Annotated in this window: 12 protein-coding genes and 2 pseudogenes; 1 reads left to right on the top strand and 13 read right to left on the bottom strand. The window is 61.0% G+C overall.

Annotated elements, in window-relative coordinates:
- Positions 1-31: 31 nt before the first annotated feature.
- From AC1DUP_RS30550 to AC1DUP_RS30520, 7 genes and pseudogenes are all read right to left on the bottom strand, one after another.
- Entirely contained in the window at positions 32-1,036 is a 1,005-nt protein-coding gene (locus tag AC1DUP_RS30550) for a zinc-dependent alcohol dehydrogenase family protein (RefSeq protein WP_477836461.1), read from the bottom strand.
- Between the two features lie 135 nt (positions 1,037-1,171).
- On the bottom strand, positions 1,172-4,039 hold the full coding sequence (locus AC1DUP_RS30545; RefSeq protein ID WP_477836459.1) for an ATP-binding protein: 2,868 nt from the start codon (positions 4,037-4,039) through the stop codon (positions 1,172-1,174).
- A 154-nt stretch (positions 4,040-4,193) separates the two neighbouring features.
- Positions 4,194-5,117: an SDR family NAD(P)-dependent oxidoreductase gene (locus AC1DUP_RS30540; protein ID WP_477836457.1), complete on the bottom strand. Its 924-nt coding sequence runs from the start codon at positions 5,115-5,117 to the stop codon at positions 4,194-4,196.
- A 462-nt stretch (positions 5,118-5,579) separates the two neighbouring features.
- Positions 5,580-5,991, bottom strand: a pseudogene (locus tag AC1DUP_RS30535) (PIN domain-containing protein).
- Complete coding sequence (locus tag AC1DUP_RS30530; protein WP_477836523.1) at positions 5,988-6,236, bottom strand: type II toxin-antitoxin system VapB family antitoxin; 249 nt, start codon at positions 6,234-6,236, stop codon at positions 5,988-5,990. The pseudogene AC1DUP_RS30535 and the gene AC1DUP_RS30530 overlap by 4 nt, the downstream one beginning before the upstream one ends.
- A gap of 339 nt (positions 6,237-6,575) precedes the next feature.
- Positions 6,576-6,746: a recombinase family protein gene (locus tag AC1DUP_RS30525; RefSeq protein ID WP_477836455.1), complete on the bottom strand. Its 171-nt coding sequence runs from the start codon at positions 6,744-6,746 to the stop codon at positions 6,576-6,578.
- A 25-nt stretch (positions 6,747-6,771) separates the two neighbouring features.
- Positions 6,772-6,864, bottom strand: a pseudogene (locus AC1DUP_RS30520) (recombinase family protein); the annotation flags it as partial.
- A gap of 800 nt (positions 6,865-7,664) precedes the next feature.
- On the opposite strand from AC1DUP_RS30520, the gene AC1DUP_RS30515 reads away from it, so the two are divergent.
- Positions 7,665-9,056, top strand: a complete 1,392-nt coding sequence (locus tag AC1DUP_RS30515) for a sigma 54-interacting transcriptional regulator (RefSeq protein WP_477836453.1) — start codon at positions 7,665-7,667, stop codon at positions 9,054-9,056.
- Positions 9,057-9,191: 135 nt separating this feature from the next.
- Here the strand turns inward: AC1DUP_RS30515 and AC1DUP_RS30510 are convergent, their stop codons facing one another.
- The 6 genes from AC1DUP_RS30510 to AC1DUP_RS30485 all read right to left on the bottom strand — a co-directional run bounded on the left by AC1DUP_RS30510 (position 9,192) and on the right by AC1DUP_RS30485 (position 18,013).
- Positions 9,192-11,987 (bottom strand): DUF2272 domain-containing protein, encoded by a 2,796-nt coding sequence (locus AC1DUP_RS30510; RefSeq protein ID WP_477836451.1) that lies wholly within the window; start codon positions 11,985-11,987, stop codon positions 9,192-9,194.
- Positions 11,988-11,992: 5 nt separating this feature from the next.
- On the bottom strand, positions 11,993-13,084 hold the full coding sequence (locus AC1DUP_RS30505) for an aminotransferase class I/II-fold pyridoxal phosphate-dependent enzyme (RefSeq protein WP_113297711.1): 1,092 nt from the start codon (positions 13,082-13,084) through the stop codon (positions 11,993-11,995).
- A gap of 9 nt (positions 13,085-13,093) precedes the next feature.
- On the bottom strand, positions 13,094-15,052 hold the full coding sequence (locus AC1DUP_RS30500) for a hypothetical protein (RefSeq protein WP_113297710.1): 1,959 nt from the start codon (positions 15,050-15,052) through the stop codon (positions 13,094-13,096).
- Between the two features lie 16 nt (positions 15,053-15,068).
- Positions 15,069-16,376, bottom strand: coding sequence for a hypothetical protein (locus AC1DUP_RS30495; RefSeq protein WP_113310825.1), 1,308 nt, complete (start codon positions 16,374-16,376; stop codon positions 15,069-15,071).
- A gap of 5 nt (positions 16,377-16,381) precedes the next feature.
- The gene (locus tag AC1DUP_RS30490; protein ID WP_113297708.1) at positions 16,382-17,041 is read right to left on the bottom strand and encodes a hypothetical protein; all 660 of its coding nucleotides are present in this window, start codon (positions 17,039-17,041) and stop codon (positions 16,382-16,384) included.
- Positions 17,042-17,239: 198 nt separating this feature from the next.
- On the bottom strand, positions 17,240-18,013 hold the full coding sequence (locus AC1DUP_RS30485) for a hypothetical protein (RefSeq protein WP_162747123.1): 774 nt from the start codon (positions 18,011-18,013) through the stop codon (positions 17,240-17,242).
- Positions 18,014-18,073: the final 60 nt, after the last annotated feature.

The raw sequence follows: 18,073 nt of genomic DNA, 5'->3' as shown, positions 1-18,073 counted from the left end.
GTCTTCTCCTTGGCTGTAGTGAGACGTCCACCTAGTCGGCAACGTCGATAACGATCTTTCCGCTGGCGGTGCGATTTTCGACCTCGGCATAGGCTGCCGAGACAGTCTCGAAGCTGAATCGTCGCGGGTCCAGAAGTGGCGTGACCTTTCCGGCTTCGACCAAGCGCTTCGCCTCCCTCAGGATTGCCCCGTGATGAGAGCGGCCTTCGCCAGTCAGGATCGGCAGGAGCGTAAAAACACCCGAGTAGCTTGCCGCACGGAATGAAAGCGGTCCGAGCGAATGTGTGCCCCATCCGAGGCAACTGACAACGTGGCCGAACCTGCGCACGGCGTTGAACGCCGCATCTATCCCTGCGCCGCCGACGGTATCATAGACCACATCGAAGCCACGTCCGCCCGCGTGGTCTTTCACGTATTCCTCGACGGTAGTCTGATGGCGATCGATCGCCGTCGCGCACAGCTCTTCGATCTGCTTATGCTTCGACGCCTTGTCCACGGCGAAGACCTGAGCTCCGAAGGCGCGCGCGATTTGGATTGCTACATGCCCGACCCCGCCAGCACCGAGTACGAGCACCTTTTGCCGTGCCTGGACGGTAGCGCGATCCACCAGCCCTTCCCAGGCCGTAATGAACACCAGCGGCAGTGCGGCGGCCTCGCGCATGGTGAGGTTGGTTGGCTTAGGTGCGAGCAGGTCGGCATCGACAGAAACGAAGGTCGCAAGTGATCCCTGCAGGCCGCCAACGCCGCCGGTCAAGCCGAAGACCTCGTCCTGAGGCCTGAAGGACGTTACGCCCGGGCCGACTGCCTCGACGACTCCGGCCAAGTCCATTCCGAGGATTGCGGGCAACGGATGGCGGGCGTGCGGGGCCTGTCCGCTCTTGATCTTGAGATCGAGCGGGTTGACGCTGCTCGCCTTGACGCGGACGAGAACCTCCCCCGCCGCGGGAGCAGGGCAGACCATGCGGGAACGAACAAGGTCCGAGTTGGTCTCGGTGAGGACGAGTGCGTCCATTTCTGTAGGCGTGGTGGTCATCATCGGTCTGCCCTTTATGCGTTGCCGACAATCCGGCGACGGGCACAAGATGGCAGAACACGGCGGCCACCAGCCAGTGAATCGCGGTGAATTCTTGTGGGACGGTCAAGCGGGCGTCCGCGGAACAAGAAGTCTGGATCAGGACAGTTCCGCCAGCATCGCTTTTGCCGTGCGCAGGTCTGCGGTATCGAAACCTTCGCTGAAACGTTCATAGACCGTGGCCAGAAGCTCGCGCGCTCCAGCTCTGTCGCCGCGACCCGCGACTGATTGAGAAAGGCTCAGGGCGGCTCTCAATTCCAAGGAAAGTGCGTCCTGCTGCCGTGCCAGTTCCAAGGAATGGAGATAGCACTGCTCGGCTTCGTCGCCATGTCCGCATTGCGCAAGGATTTCACCTTTCAGACGATAGAGCTCCGTAATATACCAGAGCTCCTCCTTGTGCTCGCTTGCGGCAATGGCCGCCTCCACTAGGGCACGCGCTTCGGCGTGCTCGCCGAGCAAGGCGAGACCTTCGGCCAGGAAGCAGACAAATCTGACGTTGTAGAGGTTGAAAAGCTTGACCTGCCGCAGTTCCGCCAGTCCACTGCGGAGAAGCGGAACGCCTCTTTCGGGCTGTCCTTGCTGGATCAGCAGGGCCGCCTTCCAGCAACGGCCGAATACCTCCCACGGACCAAGGCCGTTCAGTTTGGCCAAATCAAGCAGTTCCGTGATCGCGCAATCAGCCGCCGCGAGGTCCCCGACATGAACCAGGGTTGGACATGACCACCGGGCCAACGCTTCGCAAAGCGAAATTGCGTGGCCGGAGGTGCGTGCCGCCTCCACGGCGGCATCGGCGGCGCGCACGGCCTGATCCGGGAAGCCCTGCATCCACAGGAGCTGAGCGGGCTGTATTCGCGCCGAAACCGACTGACCAAATCTGAACCGAACGAACCCCCCAGGGGGCAGCTCGGTCGAGACATCGTGCTCCAGCATGAGATCGGCGTGGCGACGGGCCCCCCGTAAATCTCCTATGCAGAAGAGCGTCATGCTCAGCATGCGGTCGCCGATGAACCTGTCGAGGCTGTTGCGAGCAAGCCTCACGAACCGATCGGCATTGTCGCGCGACGCCCGATACTCGCCCATACCCACCTGCGCGATCCACAAGCCCCATAGGGCTTCTGCCCGCGCGTCGACGTCGCCTAGCTCCTCGGCTATCTCCAGTGCCTTTGCGAACGCTGCAGGAGCCTGTGGCGCGAACCCGACCTTGAAGGCCTGCGAGAGACCGAGCGCCCTATAAAGCTGCATGACCTGACGGGCGCGCCTATCCCGCTTTTCCCCGGGATCGATGGCAAGCAATGCGCGGCGCACACACGTCAGGCACTCATCGACCAGCGACAATTGATACCAGAGCGGAATGGCCGAAACAGTTACGGCGACCCCAATATCGGCGTTGCCGTTGTCAGAGAACGCCCAGTCGAGGACGTAGCGGACGTTGTTGATTTGAGACCCGTACTTGAGCAACCAATCCTCGCTTGACAGGATTTCCACGTCCTCCGCCGAATGCTCGAGGGTGTCGCACAGATATTTCGCAAGGCGCTGGACGACGAGGCATACCTCCCCTTCTTCCTGCAATTTGCTTGCAACGAAGGCGCGTGTCGTATCGAGCAGTCGGTATCGTGCCGCCTTGCCGTGCGTATCAACAGCTAAGAGGGACTTCGCCACAAGTTGCGCAAGTTGCCCCGGTACATCGCGCTCGTTTGCGTGAGCATCGAAAGCAACAGCTTCCGCTGCATCGCGTCCGAATTCACCAGCGAACACGGCGAGCCCTCGCAACACCGTCTGCTCCTCGCGCGAAAGCGCGCCGTAGCTCCAGTCGATCATGGCAGCCAGCGTCTGGTGACGTGGAAGAGCGGTGCGCCTGCCACCCGTCAGCAATCGTAACCGGTCGTTCAAAAGCTCCGCTATTCCTCGAGTGCCAAACGCCTCTACCCGACCCGCAGCGAGCTCGATTGCCAGGGCAATTCCGTCGAGCTGACGGCATATATGGGTGACGATCGGAGCTTCGTCGTCATCGAACGTGAACTCACCTCCGGACGAAGTTGCCCGGTCCACAAAAAGTCGGATGGCGGGAAACACCAAGGCATCGGCCGCTGTTAGGCCCGAGCCAAGCGGGGGCATACCGAGGGCGGGAAGCCTGTAGACGCTCTCACCCTCCACCCGCAATGCCTCTCGGCTGGTAGCCAGAATGCCGATACCCGGAGCCTCCCGGAGCAGGATCTCCGCCAGTCCTGCAGCGGCGTCGAGAACGAGTTCGCAACTGTCGAACACCAGAAGCATCCGCTTGTCACGCAGGTGCGCGGTCAGCAGGGACACGGTATCGCCCGTAATCTCCGGGAGCCGAAGTTGTGATGCCAGTACGGACGGAAGCGACGAAGGATCCCGGAGCGGTGCCAGATCCAGAAAGCACACGCCATGCTCATACGATGAGGATAACTCTTCCGCCACACGGATGCCGACCGTTGTCTTTCCGATGCCACCAGGACCGACAATGGAGACAAGACGAGACCTTTGAACCCGTCCTTCAAGGATTTCGATCGCCTCCTCCCGTCCGATCGGTCGCGTCAGTTGCCTTGGAAGATTATTCGACGCTGCGTACGCGGCAGCCCCGTTCGGAAGTTCCGAGCGCGAAAATGGCGCAACGAACCGATAGCCCCGCGAAGGAACGGCGGCGATATAGCTCGCCGCGGATTGCTCCTCGCCAAGCGCCTTGCGAAGCACCGCGATCTGCGCCCTGAGATTTGATTCTTCAACGATCGAATTGGGCCAGGCGCGCGCAATCAGTTCATCTTTCGTCACGAGCTCGCCGGGCCGCTCCGTCAGCGCAATGAGGATGTCCAGTGCTCGGGACCCGATTGCGATCGGCTCCTGGCCTCTGGCAAGGAGGTGTCGCGCCGGATAAAGCCGGAATTCGCCGAAGAATGTCACCACATCCGACGCGGCGGATGCTCTAGGCAATGCGTGTTGTTCCATCCTGACGTAACCTGCCAACGGGAGTGCAGCGTATCATAGCCGATCCTGTCGTGTCGGAGAATGACGCTCCATATACGAGATCCCGGCTCGATAATGTATGGGATCAGTATGTGCCGTGCCGTCGTCGCAAGGTACTGTTAGAGAACACTCTGCGTCAGGCTATTGCAATGTCCAGCCCCGTCAAAATCGCGCCCATTTGCCACAAACTTTCTGCCTTCTCTGGGTCGATCGCATAAGGGCGCACTCCATAGGGCCCTTCGGTCTCGACAGAAGCAATATCGCAGTTCTCGCAGTAGACGCCTCCTAGAGAATTCAGTGTCGGGGAAGTTGCGCACCAGACCGTTGTAGCCGCCCCCTGCCCGGGTGTTTTCTTGTCCGCAGCTGGGTCTATCACGGGAGTCCCGTCCGGTTCGAGCGCCCCGACAGCGTCGAACTCGGATTGAGATAGATGCCGGATTCCTGGTGTGACGATCATCCCCGGATGAACAGAAAATGCGCAAACTCCATTTGCTCGGCCGCGCCTGTCAAGCGCCACCGCGAAAAGAGCGTTCGCAGTCTTTGATTGAGCGTAGGCGATCCACTTATCATAGGGACGTCGAACGAAATCAATATCCTCGAAATCGACGTCGGATATCTGGTGTCCTCGGGATGACAGGACGATCACTCGCGATGTCCGGGCGGCCAGCAATGCTGGCCACAGCAACGCCGTGAGCTGATAGTGTCCGAGGAAGTTGATAGAGAAATGGCCCTCATGGCCACGCCTGTCACGGAAAAGCGGCTGAGCCATTATGCCAGCATTGAGAATGAGAATGTCGATCCGATCCTGACGGTCGAGGAAAGCGTTCGCAAAAGCTTTAACTGATGCCTCGTCCGCAAGATCAAGGGCCCATACATCGACCTTGTCGATTCCGCTCAACGCCGCGCGGGCAGCGACAGGGTCGAGAGCGGGAACATGTACACTTGCCCCGGAGGAAGCAAGCGCGCGGACCGTCTCTAGCCCGAGACCCGACGAACCGCCAGTTACGACTGCAACCAGCCCTGTTAGGTCCGCGTCGCGCACTACCTCCATAGCCGACATGGCAGGTCCCAGGCCGGTCAGCAGTGGTTCTTGAACTACTCGCAACAGCGCCCCCAAAGAGTTTCATCGCCGCTTAGTTCGGCACTCGACGATCATATATATTTCCCTGCCCGCTGTCGCTGCAGCTCGCGTCAGGCGCGGTCAAGCGCAACACGGAAGCCCTCGCACTGATGTCGGTGCTCGGCTGCGGTTGGTTGGTTCACTGGTGGCAACCGCCGCACGACGCGGTCTCAATGCAACATTGTTATCTCATTGTCTATCATCGATAAGGGATACTTATCGATAGTAGATTGATTTGAGGCTGCAAAAAGGGGAAATCGTCGGGAGATTACGGACGAGAAAGGGGCTTAATAGGATGTGGAGAAACACATTTCCGCCGCCGTCCCGCAGCTATGCCTTTTTTCCAAAAAGTGTAACGGCCGGCATCTCACCACCAACGAGCAACTGGAAGCATAGGAACGATCAGAAATCCCACGGGCACAGGAGATTGAGACCCGTCGTTTCGAAATCCTTGAGATTGCGTGTGGCCAGCCGTCCGCCATTCACCCGGGCGACTGCAGCGATCATTGCATCAGTTGCTGACATTGCGCGTCCTCGACGAACCGCCTCCGCCATGATTTCCCCATAAGCGAGGGCGCTTCTTCCATCAGCTCATAGATCCGATCGGCAAACCGGCGACGCCACTCTACAAGACCCTGTTCCAGACGATCGGCTCGTTGGTCCGGTCTGATCTTCTGGATACCGAAAGCAATCTCGGCGATTGTCACAATTGGCAGGGCCAATTCGGCATCGAACGAACCAGCCAAGCCATGACAGCTTCGTCTGGAGCCTTCCTCAACGTCTCGGAGACGATGTTGGTATCGAGAAATATCAAAGCTCGATGCCTTGATGAGGATGGCGATTTTCACGGATGACAGCATCCAGATGGATGTCCGTGGCAGCTTCTGCATTTATACGCGCATAAAAACTAGAAGCAGGCTCGCGCCCCGCCTCACGCGTCTCGTATGCCTCAAGCGCACGTTCAACCACTTCGGCAATCGAACGATTTTCACGGCGTGCTAGCCTGTGAGCTAGATCCCTTGCCTTGGAGCTTCGGACAGAGAGTTGTGGTGCGGCCATTGTGATGGTCTCCTTTTGGCCAAATATAAGCCATTGGCCACCTGCCATCATGATGGCACCTGATGGCTTGCCATCGAGTAAATCGGGACACGCCGAACCACAGTATACTGCAACCTGCACACCTTCATCATTTAATATTTGCCAAACCGCGAGCCCGTTGCTGGTCGGGTCAACGACGTGACCCAAGCCTAGTTGACCTTCGACAAGGCTGATTTTCGACTTTGAGCGCTGGTAAAGCACGGTCTTGCCGATCTTTACACGAGCGGCAGCTTCACGAAGATTGGGGCCGGATGCCGGATACTGAAGGGCTTTCGCGAGCTTCTCCGGGGTTATCACCACCTAGCGACCATCGCGCCGGCCTCGTTTCTCTGAGGCTTGCAGGCGGGAGCGGGTTCTCTCCCGGATAAGATCGCGCTCGAACTGCGCCAATGCCCCGAACAGGTGGAAAAACCAGGCGCCCGCTGGATGTCGTGGTGTCGATGTTTTCGGTGATGGAGCGCAACCCGACACCCTTGGCTTCCGGCTCGGCGATAATCTTGATGCGGTGCTTTATCGATCGGCCGAGGCGATCGAGCTTCCGGACCGTGAGCGTACCTCCGTCCCGGAGACAGCGAATGGCATCGGCCATCCCAAGCCGATCAATCTTCACGCCGGATGCCTTGGCCTCAATCGGGCGGCCGCTCACGTGACGCGGTCGGTTCGAGAGGCGCAGAAGCCCCTGAAGGATATTTCGAAAGTCTGCCATGCAATCATAGAGGCCAGAGAGAAAGGCGAGGACATCGCCAAGCCGATCGAGCGCCCCATTCAGTGGTCGGCCTTCCCATCCGCGGACCTTTCCCGCGATCGACCTGCTCGGTGTTTTTGGACTTCCAAAAGAATCTTGAAAAGTGCCCACCTATAGTAGACGTTTTGACCGTGACAGCTTATTGTTTACTTCGTCAGGGTTGGGCTTATCATCTGCTGGGAGGGGTATGCTGTTCAGCAGCAGCTTGGTACTGCCGCTTTATTGCTCGCAATGACATCATCTTGAATTTGGCCGTCGAGCCGAAACAGTCGTGATTGGACCAGTGGTTCACGCGTGCTGCGCAGCATCTGTGATTGCGATCAGGTCTTGCGGTGACTTGGCTGTTCGAGACCCGCCTCCCACGTACGAACAGGCCTGGCCCCTCCCCGGGGGCCGACCCTTATCGGCTGATTGCGCGCGAGAACGGCTTGCGCGCCCTTGGCCTTTCAAACGGCGGACAGGCCGCAATTGCTGTCCAGGAAAGCCTCGCAGACGACATCTCATATCTCATCGACTCACATTGTCGCGAAGAACTGTTTCGTGTCCGGAAAGGGGTTGTCTCTCGTCGAAGCCTGATCGTTGTCGCTCGCTACCAGGGCCGATCGGTCGACAAATCCCCCTACCCTCGCGCAGGAGCAATAGCCATGAAAGCGAATTGCTGGGTGCAGTACTCGGGGGAGATTGCCGACGATCTGAAAGGACAGATCGCGGCTGCTCTGGCAAAGGAAGGCATCGTGGTTGTCTCGGCGCATGACAGCAATACGGGATCACTCGGATTGTGTTTTATCGCGCCTTCGGCTGGGGCATTAAAAATCCTGCTTGGCAAGGACGCGGACTACGTCATCGCAGTCGTCCTGAAATCAGCCAATACTTCCAGAGCTGAAGGCTGGGACCTGCTCCGGGCCGGAGCAGCCGACGTCATCTACTGGAGCGATCTCGGGAAAGTCGTGTCCCAGATCAAGGCCCGCTTCCAGCGAAAATTGTCCGTCGATCAGCTTTTTGAAAAATCCGTGTCAGAAAATGTTGTCGTCGGCAATAGCCACAAGTGGCGCGGCCTTCTGCGCGACATTGCCGAGACAGCCCATTTCGGCGACACACCGATCCTGCTGATGGGCGAAAGCGGCACGGGCAAGGAAGTGACGGCAAGGCTTGTTCACGACCTCGATCCACGTCCTCAAAAGCGCGACATGGTGATCCTCGATTGCTCGACCATCGTTCCGGAACTATCCGGAAGCGAGTTTTTCGGCCATGAGCGCGGCGCCTTCACCGGTGCGCTGAGCGACCGTCAGGGGGCATTCGCGCTCGCCGATGGCGGCACACTGTTTCTCGACGAGGTCGGCGAACTTCCGCTTGCGTTGCAGGCCCAGCTGCTGCGTGTCATCCAGGAGCACGCCTATAAGCGTGTGGGTGGAAGCACCTGGCATCGCACGCGTTTCAGGCTGGTCTGTGCCACCAATCGCGATCTTGGCGACATGGTTGAGCAAGGCACTTTCCGCGCCGATCTTTATTTTCGCATTGCCGGTTTCGTGACGCGCCTGCCGCCGCTTCGCGAGCGCACCGAAGACATCATCCCGCTTGCCCATTATTTCATTCGCAAGATGTCCGGCACGAACCGCCCGCCGGTGCTCGATGAAGCTGTCTGCCGATACCTGATGGAACGCAGCTATCCGGGCAATATCAGGGACCTCCAGCAGGTCATCGCACGCCTCATGTATCGTTGCGCGGACGACGGCATCATCAGCATTGGCTGTGTGCCGCGCAACGAGCGCCCGGTCGATCCGGCAAGGCTCCAGGACTGGCCGGACGACACATTCGAGACCCTCATCCAGCGGGCGGTTCTGCTCGGCGTCGGACTGAAGGAAATCGGACGCGCCGCCGAAGAATGCGCCATTCGGTGCGCGACGCGCCTTGAGAATGGCAGCCTGCAAAAAGCCGCTCAAAGGCTCGGCGTCACCGATCGAGCCCTGCAGATCCGGCGAGCCCACACCCGCGACCTTCCAGATCGACGACTTGATGACGTCAGACCTATCAACTGATCGTTTCGGTCATCGCATCGATGCCGCCGCGATAAAGAGTCCGCGCGATCAGATCCATGTCGTGGATGATCGGTGACAAACGATAGCGGCAGTTTCCTGCCACTATCGCCACACAGGTGCTCCATCGATCGAGGCCTAGCTATCGAACCGGCGGAGGTTGTTCTGGCGCATGATCTTGATCAGCTGGGTGGCGTAATCAGGGCCCGTCGCATATCCAGCCTTGTGGATCTCGCGCGCGAATGCCTCCGCATCGCCTTTCACAGCGAGAGCCTTGGCATAGCGCTTGTTGCGCAGGAAAAAGCGCGCGTGCTCGGTAATGCTTTCCTCGAAACTGTTGTATCTGGCGAAGGCAGCCTGGATCGTCACCCATTGACCTCGAACATATTCCTTAGTCGGCACGGTCACGCTGCCTGCCGGGCCCTTGCCCTTGATGCCGAAGAGATTTTTCGCCGAGCCGATCGTGTGTTTGCCCCAGCCCGTTTCGACGATCGCCTGGGCCACCGTAACGGAAGCCGGCACTCCGGTTGCAACCATCGCCTTGCGAGCCCTGACACCAACGAATTCGATGAATGCGGCGTGACTCAGCGATTTCAGGTCATCCGGTTCGTCTGATGGAGCCGGCCGCGGGCCTGGTTGCGGCGATGGTCCGGGACCGGGCGAACCGCGCTGCCGCAAGAAGGCTGCTCCCTGAAGGCGCTCCTTCCAATGGGTGATGGGAACGTAGTTGTGGCGCGCATCCCTCGACGGCAGAACGATCGCGTTGGCAACGCCTTTGTTGCGCAGGGATTCGGCCAGTTTCGCGGTGGGCGACCCCTTGATGTAATAGATGAAGCAACGCGCACTCGGACGCCTTCTGGCCCAATCAGCCCAGAAACTGTCGTCGCCGCTGTTATAGGTGCAATCGAACCCCCAGCATTCACGCAGGTTCGCCAGCGCCTTGTCGCTACCGCCGGCAATCCGCCGCATCGGCGAACCGCCACCGCTATGACAGGCCAGAATGAGATTGCCGAGCGCAGACGGCACGCCCTGCCCCAAGACCCCCAGGACCTGAGAGAGGAACTTGTCCAGTCCGCCGGCCTTCACCAACGTCCCGGCCTCCGAACGCGCCCCGAGCGTTGGGGCGACCAGCACGATGTTGCGATCGCTGTCGTTTATGCCCTCGCGGAAGGCGCCATAGGGAACGCGGCTGGCGTTCCAGTATTGATCGATCGTGAGCCGACGGTTGCTGTCACCCTTGTGGCCGTGCAGCCAGAGGGCGATGTCCGTGGCGCGGCCGCTGACGAAGCCGTTGGGAACGAAGATGCCGGTTATCGGCTCGGCCCTGATACCGAACTTGTCGACAATGGCGAGATCGATCTTGGTGTAGAGCGTTGTACCCGGCGGTACACGCTCGGTCCTGGTGACCGGTGGCACGGCGACGCTGGGCAGCGGCACGACGGACGGACCAGGTCCCGGAGAAGGCTGAGGTTGGGGCGAAGGTCCCGGCCTGATGGATCCGCCCGCGTCTTCGGCGCGGATGATACCGTAGAACTTGGGACCCTTCAGGCGGCCATTTGCATCGATCGGCACCTTGACCATCAACACGGTGCCGTTCAGGCCCTTGTTGCCGCCGATCGCCAGCAGGTGATCGGGCTTGACGGCGACGACCACGTCGCAATGACCGGGATCACCCGGTTTGACGCTATCATAGGTGACCGGCCTGTCACGCCAGTTGCAGATCAGGTCGCCCGGTCGCGGCGCGATCTCGGTCGGACGGTAGGCCTTGAACGGATTGTCGTTGTTTTCCGCGCGATTCTTGCGCGCAGCCGCAAAATAGACCGAGTGGGAGGCTGCATATTTGAAGGCGCTGCCGGCCCCGGCCTTGCGCATGACCCAGCTGATGAAGGCAGCACTCCAGTAATGTGCCTTCTGGAAAGCCGGAGAGGCCAGCTGCGTCGTGGTGTAGCTGATGCCGAGCCCTGTCTTCCAATAGTCCTGGAGCATCGGCAAGGCGCGAGGCTGTGTCTCGGAGAGCTTACCCTTGTCCCAGAGGTCGAATTGCTTCTGGGCGATGCTTGCCGCATTGGCCGCAATCGTCGCGGCCGGCAGGGGTGCAGGCCCCGGAGCAGGTGAGGGTTTTGTCTTCTTCGGCGCCGGCCGCTTGCGACGGCGCTGCGGGTGATAGGCCTCGATATCGAATTCCAGTTCGCCGGGAGCTGCGCCGTCGGTGGGTGGCGCCGCGGAGCCAGGCGGCGAGGCCTCGGGGGCCGGCGACGCGGGTTCTGCCGCAGGCGGGCCGCCCGGGCCGGGGGCACCCGTGGAGCCGGCCCCACCCGGCCCTTGTCTCAGAGCAGCCTGAGTCTCGGGTCCGACGAGACCGTTGACGGGCAGTCCTTGTCGCTCTTGGAAACTGCGCACCGCGCCGCGCGTGGCCGCCGACATGACCCCGTCGACAGGCAGACGAAGTCCGAGCTGATCGTTGAGGCTGGATTGGATCCAGCTCACGAAATCGGACGGCACGCCGCCTTCATAGGGGACTGTGGGGGCAAAAATCCCATCCCGCCACGGATTGCGCCAGCCGTGATAGCCACGGCCGAAATGGCGCTGGCTGTGCTGCGTTGCCCACGGATGGCGTTGTTGTGCGCCGCCTCTGCGGGATGGCCCGAAACCACCTCCTGGTGTCTGGAAGGACGAACCCGTCTGACCACCGAAACGGCCCTGCCCCGTTCGAAACTGGGGACGGGGGCCCGATTTCCGCAACGGTATGCGAGACGTCATGCGATAGCGCGATGGAGGACTGTGAGCGGGGCCGGGCCCCATCGAACCTCTCCTTCCGCCGCGGCCACGGAATTCTTCCTCCATATCGGCTTCGTTTTCGAACTCGTGCTCGAAATATTCCATTTCCAGTTCCGGGCCGAAGGGCTCGGGATTGAAGCGCAACAATCTGTCCATGGCTGTTACTCCTGGATTTGCAAGGCTGGTTTCTGTCGCGTGCAGGCAGTGAGGAGCAGATGCAGGGCGACAAGCCCCACTTCTATGTCTGCGAGCCCGTGGCTCGCGTTCAAAATGAAGCTGACGAGGGCTCGACCGCCGCGACGTGCACGATGGAGAACGGTGGCAACCCCCAACCAGTCGAGTGCCGCGTGCAGTCCGGTGGCCTTCATGCGCGCCGGCAGGATTAGGGTCTGGACCGGAAAAAACCCGCCATGGGCCGCCAGGCCCAAGCTGCTCAGCCCCTGTCGAAACGATGAGATCACGTTGATCAAGCGCTGGCGAAGCGTTTCGCCATGCCGTGCGTTGATCATCAACGCTCGCCGCGCCGCTGCAATGTCCGCCTGGGAGGGCGGACTGCAGTGCACGCGCGTCTTGCTGATCGCCTTGAAGCGTTCGATGAGCGAACGGCTGCCGCCGATCAGGGCAAGTGGCACCCCGAAGCCCTTGGCAAGCGAGGCGACACGGATGAGGTGCGGGTCGGCCAGCTCGAACCATGCTGGCGTGCCCGCCCCACCGATGCCCAGGGGACGGGCGGCACTTGCCTGTCTGCCAAGGATGCCAATTGCCTGTGTGTCGTCAAGGACGAGCCATCCTTTGCGTTGTCGGACAAGATCAAGATAGTCCGGCAGTGGAGCTGGCTGCCCCGTGAGCGGGTTCAATCCATCCACGAGCACGAGAGGCCTCCGGTTTGCCGACCGCAACGCAAGCGAGGCCCGAAGCGCGCTGCGATCGTGGGAGGCGAAGGCAAATTGCGGCGCTCCGCGTGCGCCAACGGCGTCGGCCGCCCAGTGCGCGATGGGATATGCGCCGCTATCCCTATGGATTGCAATGTCGTCGGCAAACATGTCGAACAGGTCCCAGAACAGGTGAAATGTCGAAGGGCCGACCGCAACCGCGCCGCAGCCGAGAAACTCGGCGAGCGCGGATTCGAGGTCTTCGACCTCCCGCAGGGAGCCGAGCGCCGCCGGGCGCCCGGTTGTCAGCTGCCGCCACGGCCGGAGCGAGCCATGGTTGTGGGTCAAGCCCAGATAAAGGGCCGAAGTAAAGTCGGGCATGGTCCTGCCCTACTTCTCGGCGAGATATTTCTGGGCAGGGCGCAGCGGCTGCATTTCCTCAGGCGAACCAGCAGACGAACCGATCGTGCGCATGCCGCCCGGCCGCCGTCCTGGAGAACCGCTGTGCTGGGCCAACAGGCGTCGCTGCAGCAGCTTCGACGGTTGGGTGAGCCGTCCTGCGCCATCCTGCGCCTCGGTCGTCTCGGCGCCAAGATCGACACCTGTGACGGCCTGATAGCCGTGCAGATAGCGCTGGATCTCGGGTTTGCAGCTCCGGGCCCAGTTTTTGGCCTGCTCTTCGATATTGTTGATATCGACCCAATCCCCGTAACGGATGGACAGCAGGATGCGCTCGCCCGTCACGGCCAACTCGTGGAAATGCGTGATCGACGTATCGGACCAGCCTTGCAGCTTCTTCATGCAGTCGACCGCACCCATCCACCCTTCCTGATAGGGTACCATGTGGCGGCCGCGCAGGAATTCGCGCGTCTCGGGTCGTGCGAGCATCCATTGATTGATCAGCATTTCACCGCGCGCGGTCCAGGTCAGATCGCCGAATTGATTATGGGCACCTTCGGCGAGAATAAGATGAACCTCCTTCAACGCGTTCAGCAGCGGGAAGGCATCAGCGATAACGGTCGTGTCGCGATCTTCCCGATAAAACAGGCCGGCGCGATACAGCAGATTATGGAACGCCTCAATGAATTTGGAACGCGTATCAGCCGGAACCATGCCGCGGACCGCCTTGCCCTGCAGGATGAGACCATAATGATGTTGGTATTCATAGGCACGGCGCGACACCGTGAGGCGATTATGCTCGTCCTGGATATAGCCCCAGAGAAGATTGTTGAGCGGTCGCAGCGGATCGAATTCCAGCTCGCCCAGCGGATCTTGCGGTGAACTGCGGCGGTTCTGGAATCGCAGGGCAATCGCGTTGATCGTCTGGACCAGCATGCCCTCCTCCAGCCAGTAGGACCAGATCAGCTCTAGCATGCTGGGAGCGGTAAAACGGTGTTTCAGGATGCCTTCGCCGAACGGCGAAGTCTCCGGTTTTGCCGGATCATCCCTATCCAGGCTGATGAAGGCTCGAACGATGCGTTTGAGATAGGGCAAAGCCACGGGCTGTCCGTCGGACGTCCTGAGATAACTGCGCAGGCGCCTTTCCAGACCGCGCGCGGTGACGCCCTCCCGTTCCATGCGCACGTCTTCATGTTCGGCGCTGAAAATGTCATCACTTTCGCCGAAGGCATCGCGTTCACGGATCGCAACGCCGCTTTCAAGCGTCAAAAAAGCCTGGGTTGCGAGTTTGAGAATTCCGTATGCATGTGGACCGAACACACCGAGCGACTGGCGTCTTCCATCTACGTCCAGATCGCTGAGTTCGCGCTCCACCGTCTGGACCGCCTTGTCGAAACCGCCCTTGTCGACCAGCAGCGTGTTGATGAAGCGTTGATAGCGGGGAAAGCTCATCGCCGACGTGCGATTGCGGATCGCCGCCCAAAGCGCTTGGTCGGGCGTCGGTGAAGCGCCCGAACGCTGCAATGCCACCTTCGTGGGCAGATCGTGCCTCGCCGAGATTTCGATATCGCAGCTATTCTCCAGGATGTCTGGGAGTGCAGGCAGATCGGAGTAGCGCTTCAGCCGCCTGATATTGGCAGGAAAATCCTTAAGCCGACGCATCGTGACCGTCAGGACATGCTTTCCGTGAAAGACGTCCGGCACCTTGAACTGATCCGGGTTGTCGAAAAACTCCAGCTGATCGTCATTGAGGAGGGTTTTGCCGTCAAGCGTGAACCGGTATTCGTAAAGACCATAAAGTTCGGGGTGCGTGCCTATGTCCACATCTCCGATCTCGAGGTGATTCAGCAAGACGCCAACATCGACCGGCAAACCCTCATGGAGCTTCGCGGGCGAATAGATGATACGGCAGTTCCAATCGGTCTGCGAAGAAGTGGCTACGGATGTCATGCTCGTTACTCCAGCGTCAGATTGCAGGGATGGTTTTCGGTTGCCGGCCGGACAAACCAGTCCAGACCGGGACGACATTCAATGTGCTGCCGATGGCCCAATGGGTCAGGAGGCGCGCCAGAAGCTCGCTCTCGTCCTCTGGGCCGAGACGGCCGTCCGCCTTTGCCTGACCGATGGCGGCGAAGACCAGCGATGGAGGAGCCCGATACATTTGCGCGGGTTCGCGCCGCCAGGTCTGGAACAGGGAGCCGAGCCGTTCGGGGCGACGGTCATGTGCCTCCAGCGCCTCGGCAAGTGAGCGTCCTCTGAGCGAGGCAGGTCGGTGACCCGCCAGAAGTTCGGCGAAAGCCGGCAGGCTTGCCTCCAGCCGAAGGATCAGGTCCCGCTGGCTTCCGGAGAGCCTGTCGAGCGGATAGTAGCTTTCCCACACGCGGGCGACGCGCTGCCATTGCGGATGCGGGTTGAGCGCGTCGCCGATGGCGCAGCTGAGCTTGACCCGGATCCAGGGCATGGGGTGCGGATCGTCGACATTGAGCCGGAACACGAACGGCCGCGGCAGGCCGACCACACCGATCAAACCCAGGGTCGACACGATCCCGAGACGGGCGATCGACCAGAAATCCGAGATCACCTCGGAAACCCAGCGCTCCCAAAGGTTCCAAACCACCGGATCGTTGGAGCGTTCGGCCCTTTGGCGGATTGCTGGCCGCAACGAGGCGACAAGTCCGAGAAGTTCGGCCCCCTGATGTCCCACCTCATGGATCAGCGACGAGGAAATACCGCTGCTGATCATGCGCTCGCGCGGAATGCGGATGATCGAGACCGGGTTCTCACCGCCACCAGGCAGGCGTGTGCGGGCGCGTCGGATCGCCGCCCCCACGCCCCGATCGAGATAGCAGATCACCGGAGGCGCCCTGTAGTATTGCGGCAGCGCCAAGGCGTCGGAAGACACCGCGTCGAGGCCCGAAAGCCAGACGCCAAGCTCGTTCTGTCCGCGCTGCGCGAGCACATGGTCGAACAGATCGAGCTGTGACAGGACCGCATTGAAGCGCAGCCTGAGAAAGACGAAACGTTGCTGTGCGTCGGCTGCCGGAACCCGCCGGCCCGGGCCGTTCACCCAGACGATGAACTGACGAATTCGCGCCTTCAGTTCGCTGCGCCCCTTGGCGAGAAAGCGTTCGATCGCGAGCTGGGCCGTGGGCAGGAAGCACGCCGCCGGCACCATCGGCTGGTTGAGCACGAAGGGCTTGAGCCGGGCGAGCCTGGTGAGCAGAGCCCTCGCCTCCTGTTCCAGCATCCAATGCGCAAGGGGAGCGGCGGACATGGCTCTCACGCTCCAATGAGAATGATCGAGTGGCCGCGCCGAACCCAGCTGCCGCTTTTTGCGCGCCCGTGGTGCCGTGGACCTGGCATCGACAAAACGAGACCTGGTGCCCTGGCCTGGATGGCAGCCGCAAGAGCGCCGGCAGCGCTGCCGCCGTGTGCCTGCCCCGGCGAAGCCTGCACGAGGTTCTTGACCGCCTCGCCTGCAAGATCGACGAAGCGTCGCGCCACCTCGAATTCACGGTCCTCATCGCTCAATCCCTCCAATTCAAGGCCAAAGGCACGGCCGGCAAGTGAAGCGGCCTGGCCACCAAGGCGCGCGCCCTCGGAACCACCGATTGCCCCACCGAGTGCTGCGCCGGCTTGCGGCAAAAGCTTGCCAGCGGCCTTTTTGAGCATGCCGACCAGCGCCTGGCCGTCGCTCGACTTAATGAAGCCACCCAACGCGTGGCCCGCCTTCTTGATCAGCCCGCCAAGGAAATATTCGAGCTCGGCCTCGTTGCCGACCTCCAGCAATTCGCTGGCCAGTTCCATATTCTCCATCTCGCCGAAGACGGTCTCGGCTTCGCCGCTCCACGCCTCCGTCTCGTTGAATTCGAACTGTTCGGCTTCAAGCTCGCGTTCCCGCGCGCCGAGTTCAAGGCGTACGCGATCCAGATCATGCATCGAATTTCTCCATAAGGTTGTGCCGTGTTGGCCGGAGGCCTGTGGACCGCAGTTGCACTGACCCGCGGGCTCGCCGCATCCGGTGCAATGCATGGGACCGCTGCCCGAGAGCCTTGCCCTGCGGCGGGCGCGAAAATTGCCGTCGGCGGGCCTGAGCGATGTTGGCATCGCAGCCTCCTCTTTGAGGGTTCCCGGCCATCAGATACCGACGATAACGATATTGTGTCCCTGGCGATGCCAGCGGCCGTTTTGGGGACGATGATGGCGGCGACCACCGCCGGCGCCCGACAACAAACCGGGTGCGAATCTGCCTGCGGCTTCCGTGACGGCCGCCTTGGCGGCTGCGGTCGGATCACCGCCCTGAGAGGACGTCAGCACCTTGTTGACGGCATCGCCGGCCATGCGCACAAAGTTCTTGGCGCCTTCGAATTCACGATCCTCTGCTTCCATCTCGGCCTCCAGACCCAGCGCATTGCCGGCTGCAGACGCAAGTCCGCTACCGATCTGCGCGCCGAGCGGACCGCCGACAAGACCGCCGAGCGCGCCACCGGCAAGGGGAATAGCCTTCTTTGCCGCGCTCTTCAGGAATCCGCCGATCGCCTGGCCGACAGGCGACTTCACCGCCTGGCCGATGGCACGACCGGCACTTTTAATGAGATTGCCGAGAAAGAGATCGAGTTCGGCTTCGCTGGTCACTTCGAGGAGTTCACCGGCGAGTTCCATCACCTCGGCTTCGCCGAGAGCTTCGGATTCGGCTTCCCATTCGTATTCGCCGCTCCATTCAGCCTCCGTCTCGCCCTCTCCTTCGGCCTCCCATTCGGTTTCGGCCTCGCCTCCCCATTCCGTTTCGGCTTCATGGCCCCATTCGGCCTCCGCCTCGCCGCCCCATTCGAACTCGCTCTCGAAAGCTTCGTTCTGCGGGCTCAACTCGAATGCATCCCTTACGAATGCTTCCTTCTCGAAACCGTTCATCGTCATGCTCTCCAGTTTTGAAACTCGTTTCGCCGGCGCGATGCCTGCGGTGACAAAGAG

The organism is Rhizobium sp. 01L419, assembly GCF_056400025.1.
The sequence above is the reverse complement of the archived record's forward strand: the minus strand, read 5'-3'. Positions and strand labels throughout refer to the sequence as shown.

Coding starts and splice junctions, on each gene's coding strand:
- AC1DUP_RS30540 (WP_477836457.1), bottom strand. CDS start 5,117: ATGTCGGCTATGGAGGTAGTGCGCGACGCGGACCTAACAGGGCTGGTT.
- AC1DUP_RS30505 (WP_113297711.1), bottom strand. CDS start 13,084: ATGCCCGACTTTACTTCGGCCCTTTATCTGGGCTTGACCCACAACCAT.
- AC1DUP_RS30495 (WP_113310825.1), bottom strand. CDS start 16,376: ATGTCCGCCGCTCCCCTTGCGCATTGGATGCTGGAACAGGAGGCGAGG.
- AC1DUP_RS30500 (WP_113297710.1), bottom strand. CDS start 15,052: ATGACATCCGTAGCCACTTCTTCGCAGACCGATTGGAACTGCCGTATC.
- AC1DUP_RS30530 (WP_477836523.1), bottom strand. CDS start 6,236: ATGGCCGCACCACAACTCTCTGTCCGAAGCTCCAAGGCAAGGGATCTA.
- AC1DUP_RS30545 (WP_477836459.1), bottom strand. CDS start 4,039: ATGGAACAACACGCATTGCCTAGAGCATCCGCCGCGTCGGATGTGGTG.
- AC1DUP_RS30510 (WP_477836451.1), bottom strand. CDS start 11,987: ATGGACAGATTGTTGCGCTTCAATCCCGAGCCCTTCGGCCCGGAACTG.
- AC1DUP_RS30550 (WP_477836461.1), bottom strand. CDS start 1,036: ATGATGACCACCACGCCTACAGAAATGGACGCACTCGTCCTCACCGAG.
- AC1DUP_RS30485 (WP_162747123.1), bottom strand. CDS start 18,013: ATGAACGGTTTCGAGAAGGAAGCATTCGTAAGGGATGCATTCGAGTTG.
- AC1DUP_RS30490 (WP_113297708.1), bottom strand. CDS start 17,041: ATGCATGATCTGGATCGCGTACGCCTTGAACTCGGCGCGCGGGAACGC.
- AC1DUP_RS30515 (WP_477836453.1), top strand. CDS start 7,665: ATGAAAGCGAATTGCTGGGTGCAGTACTCGGGGGAGATTGCCGACGAT.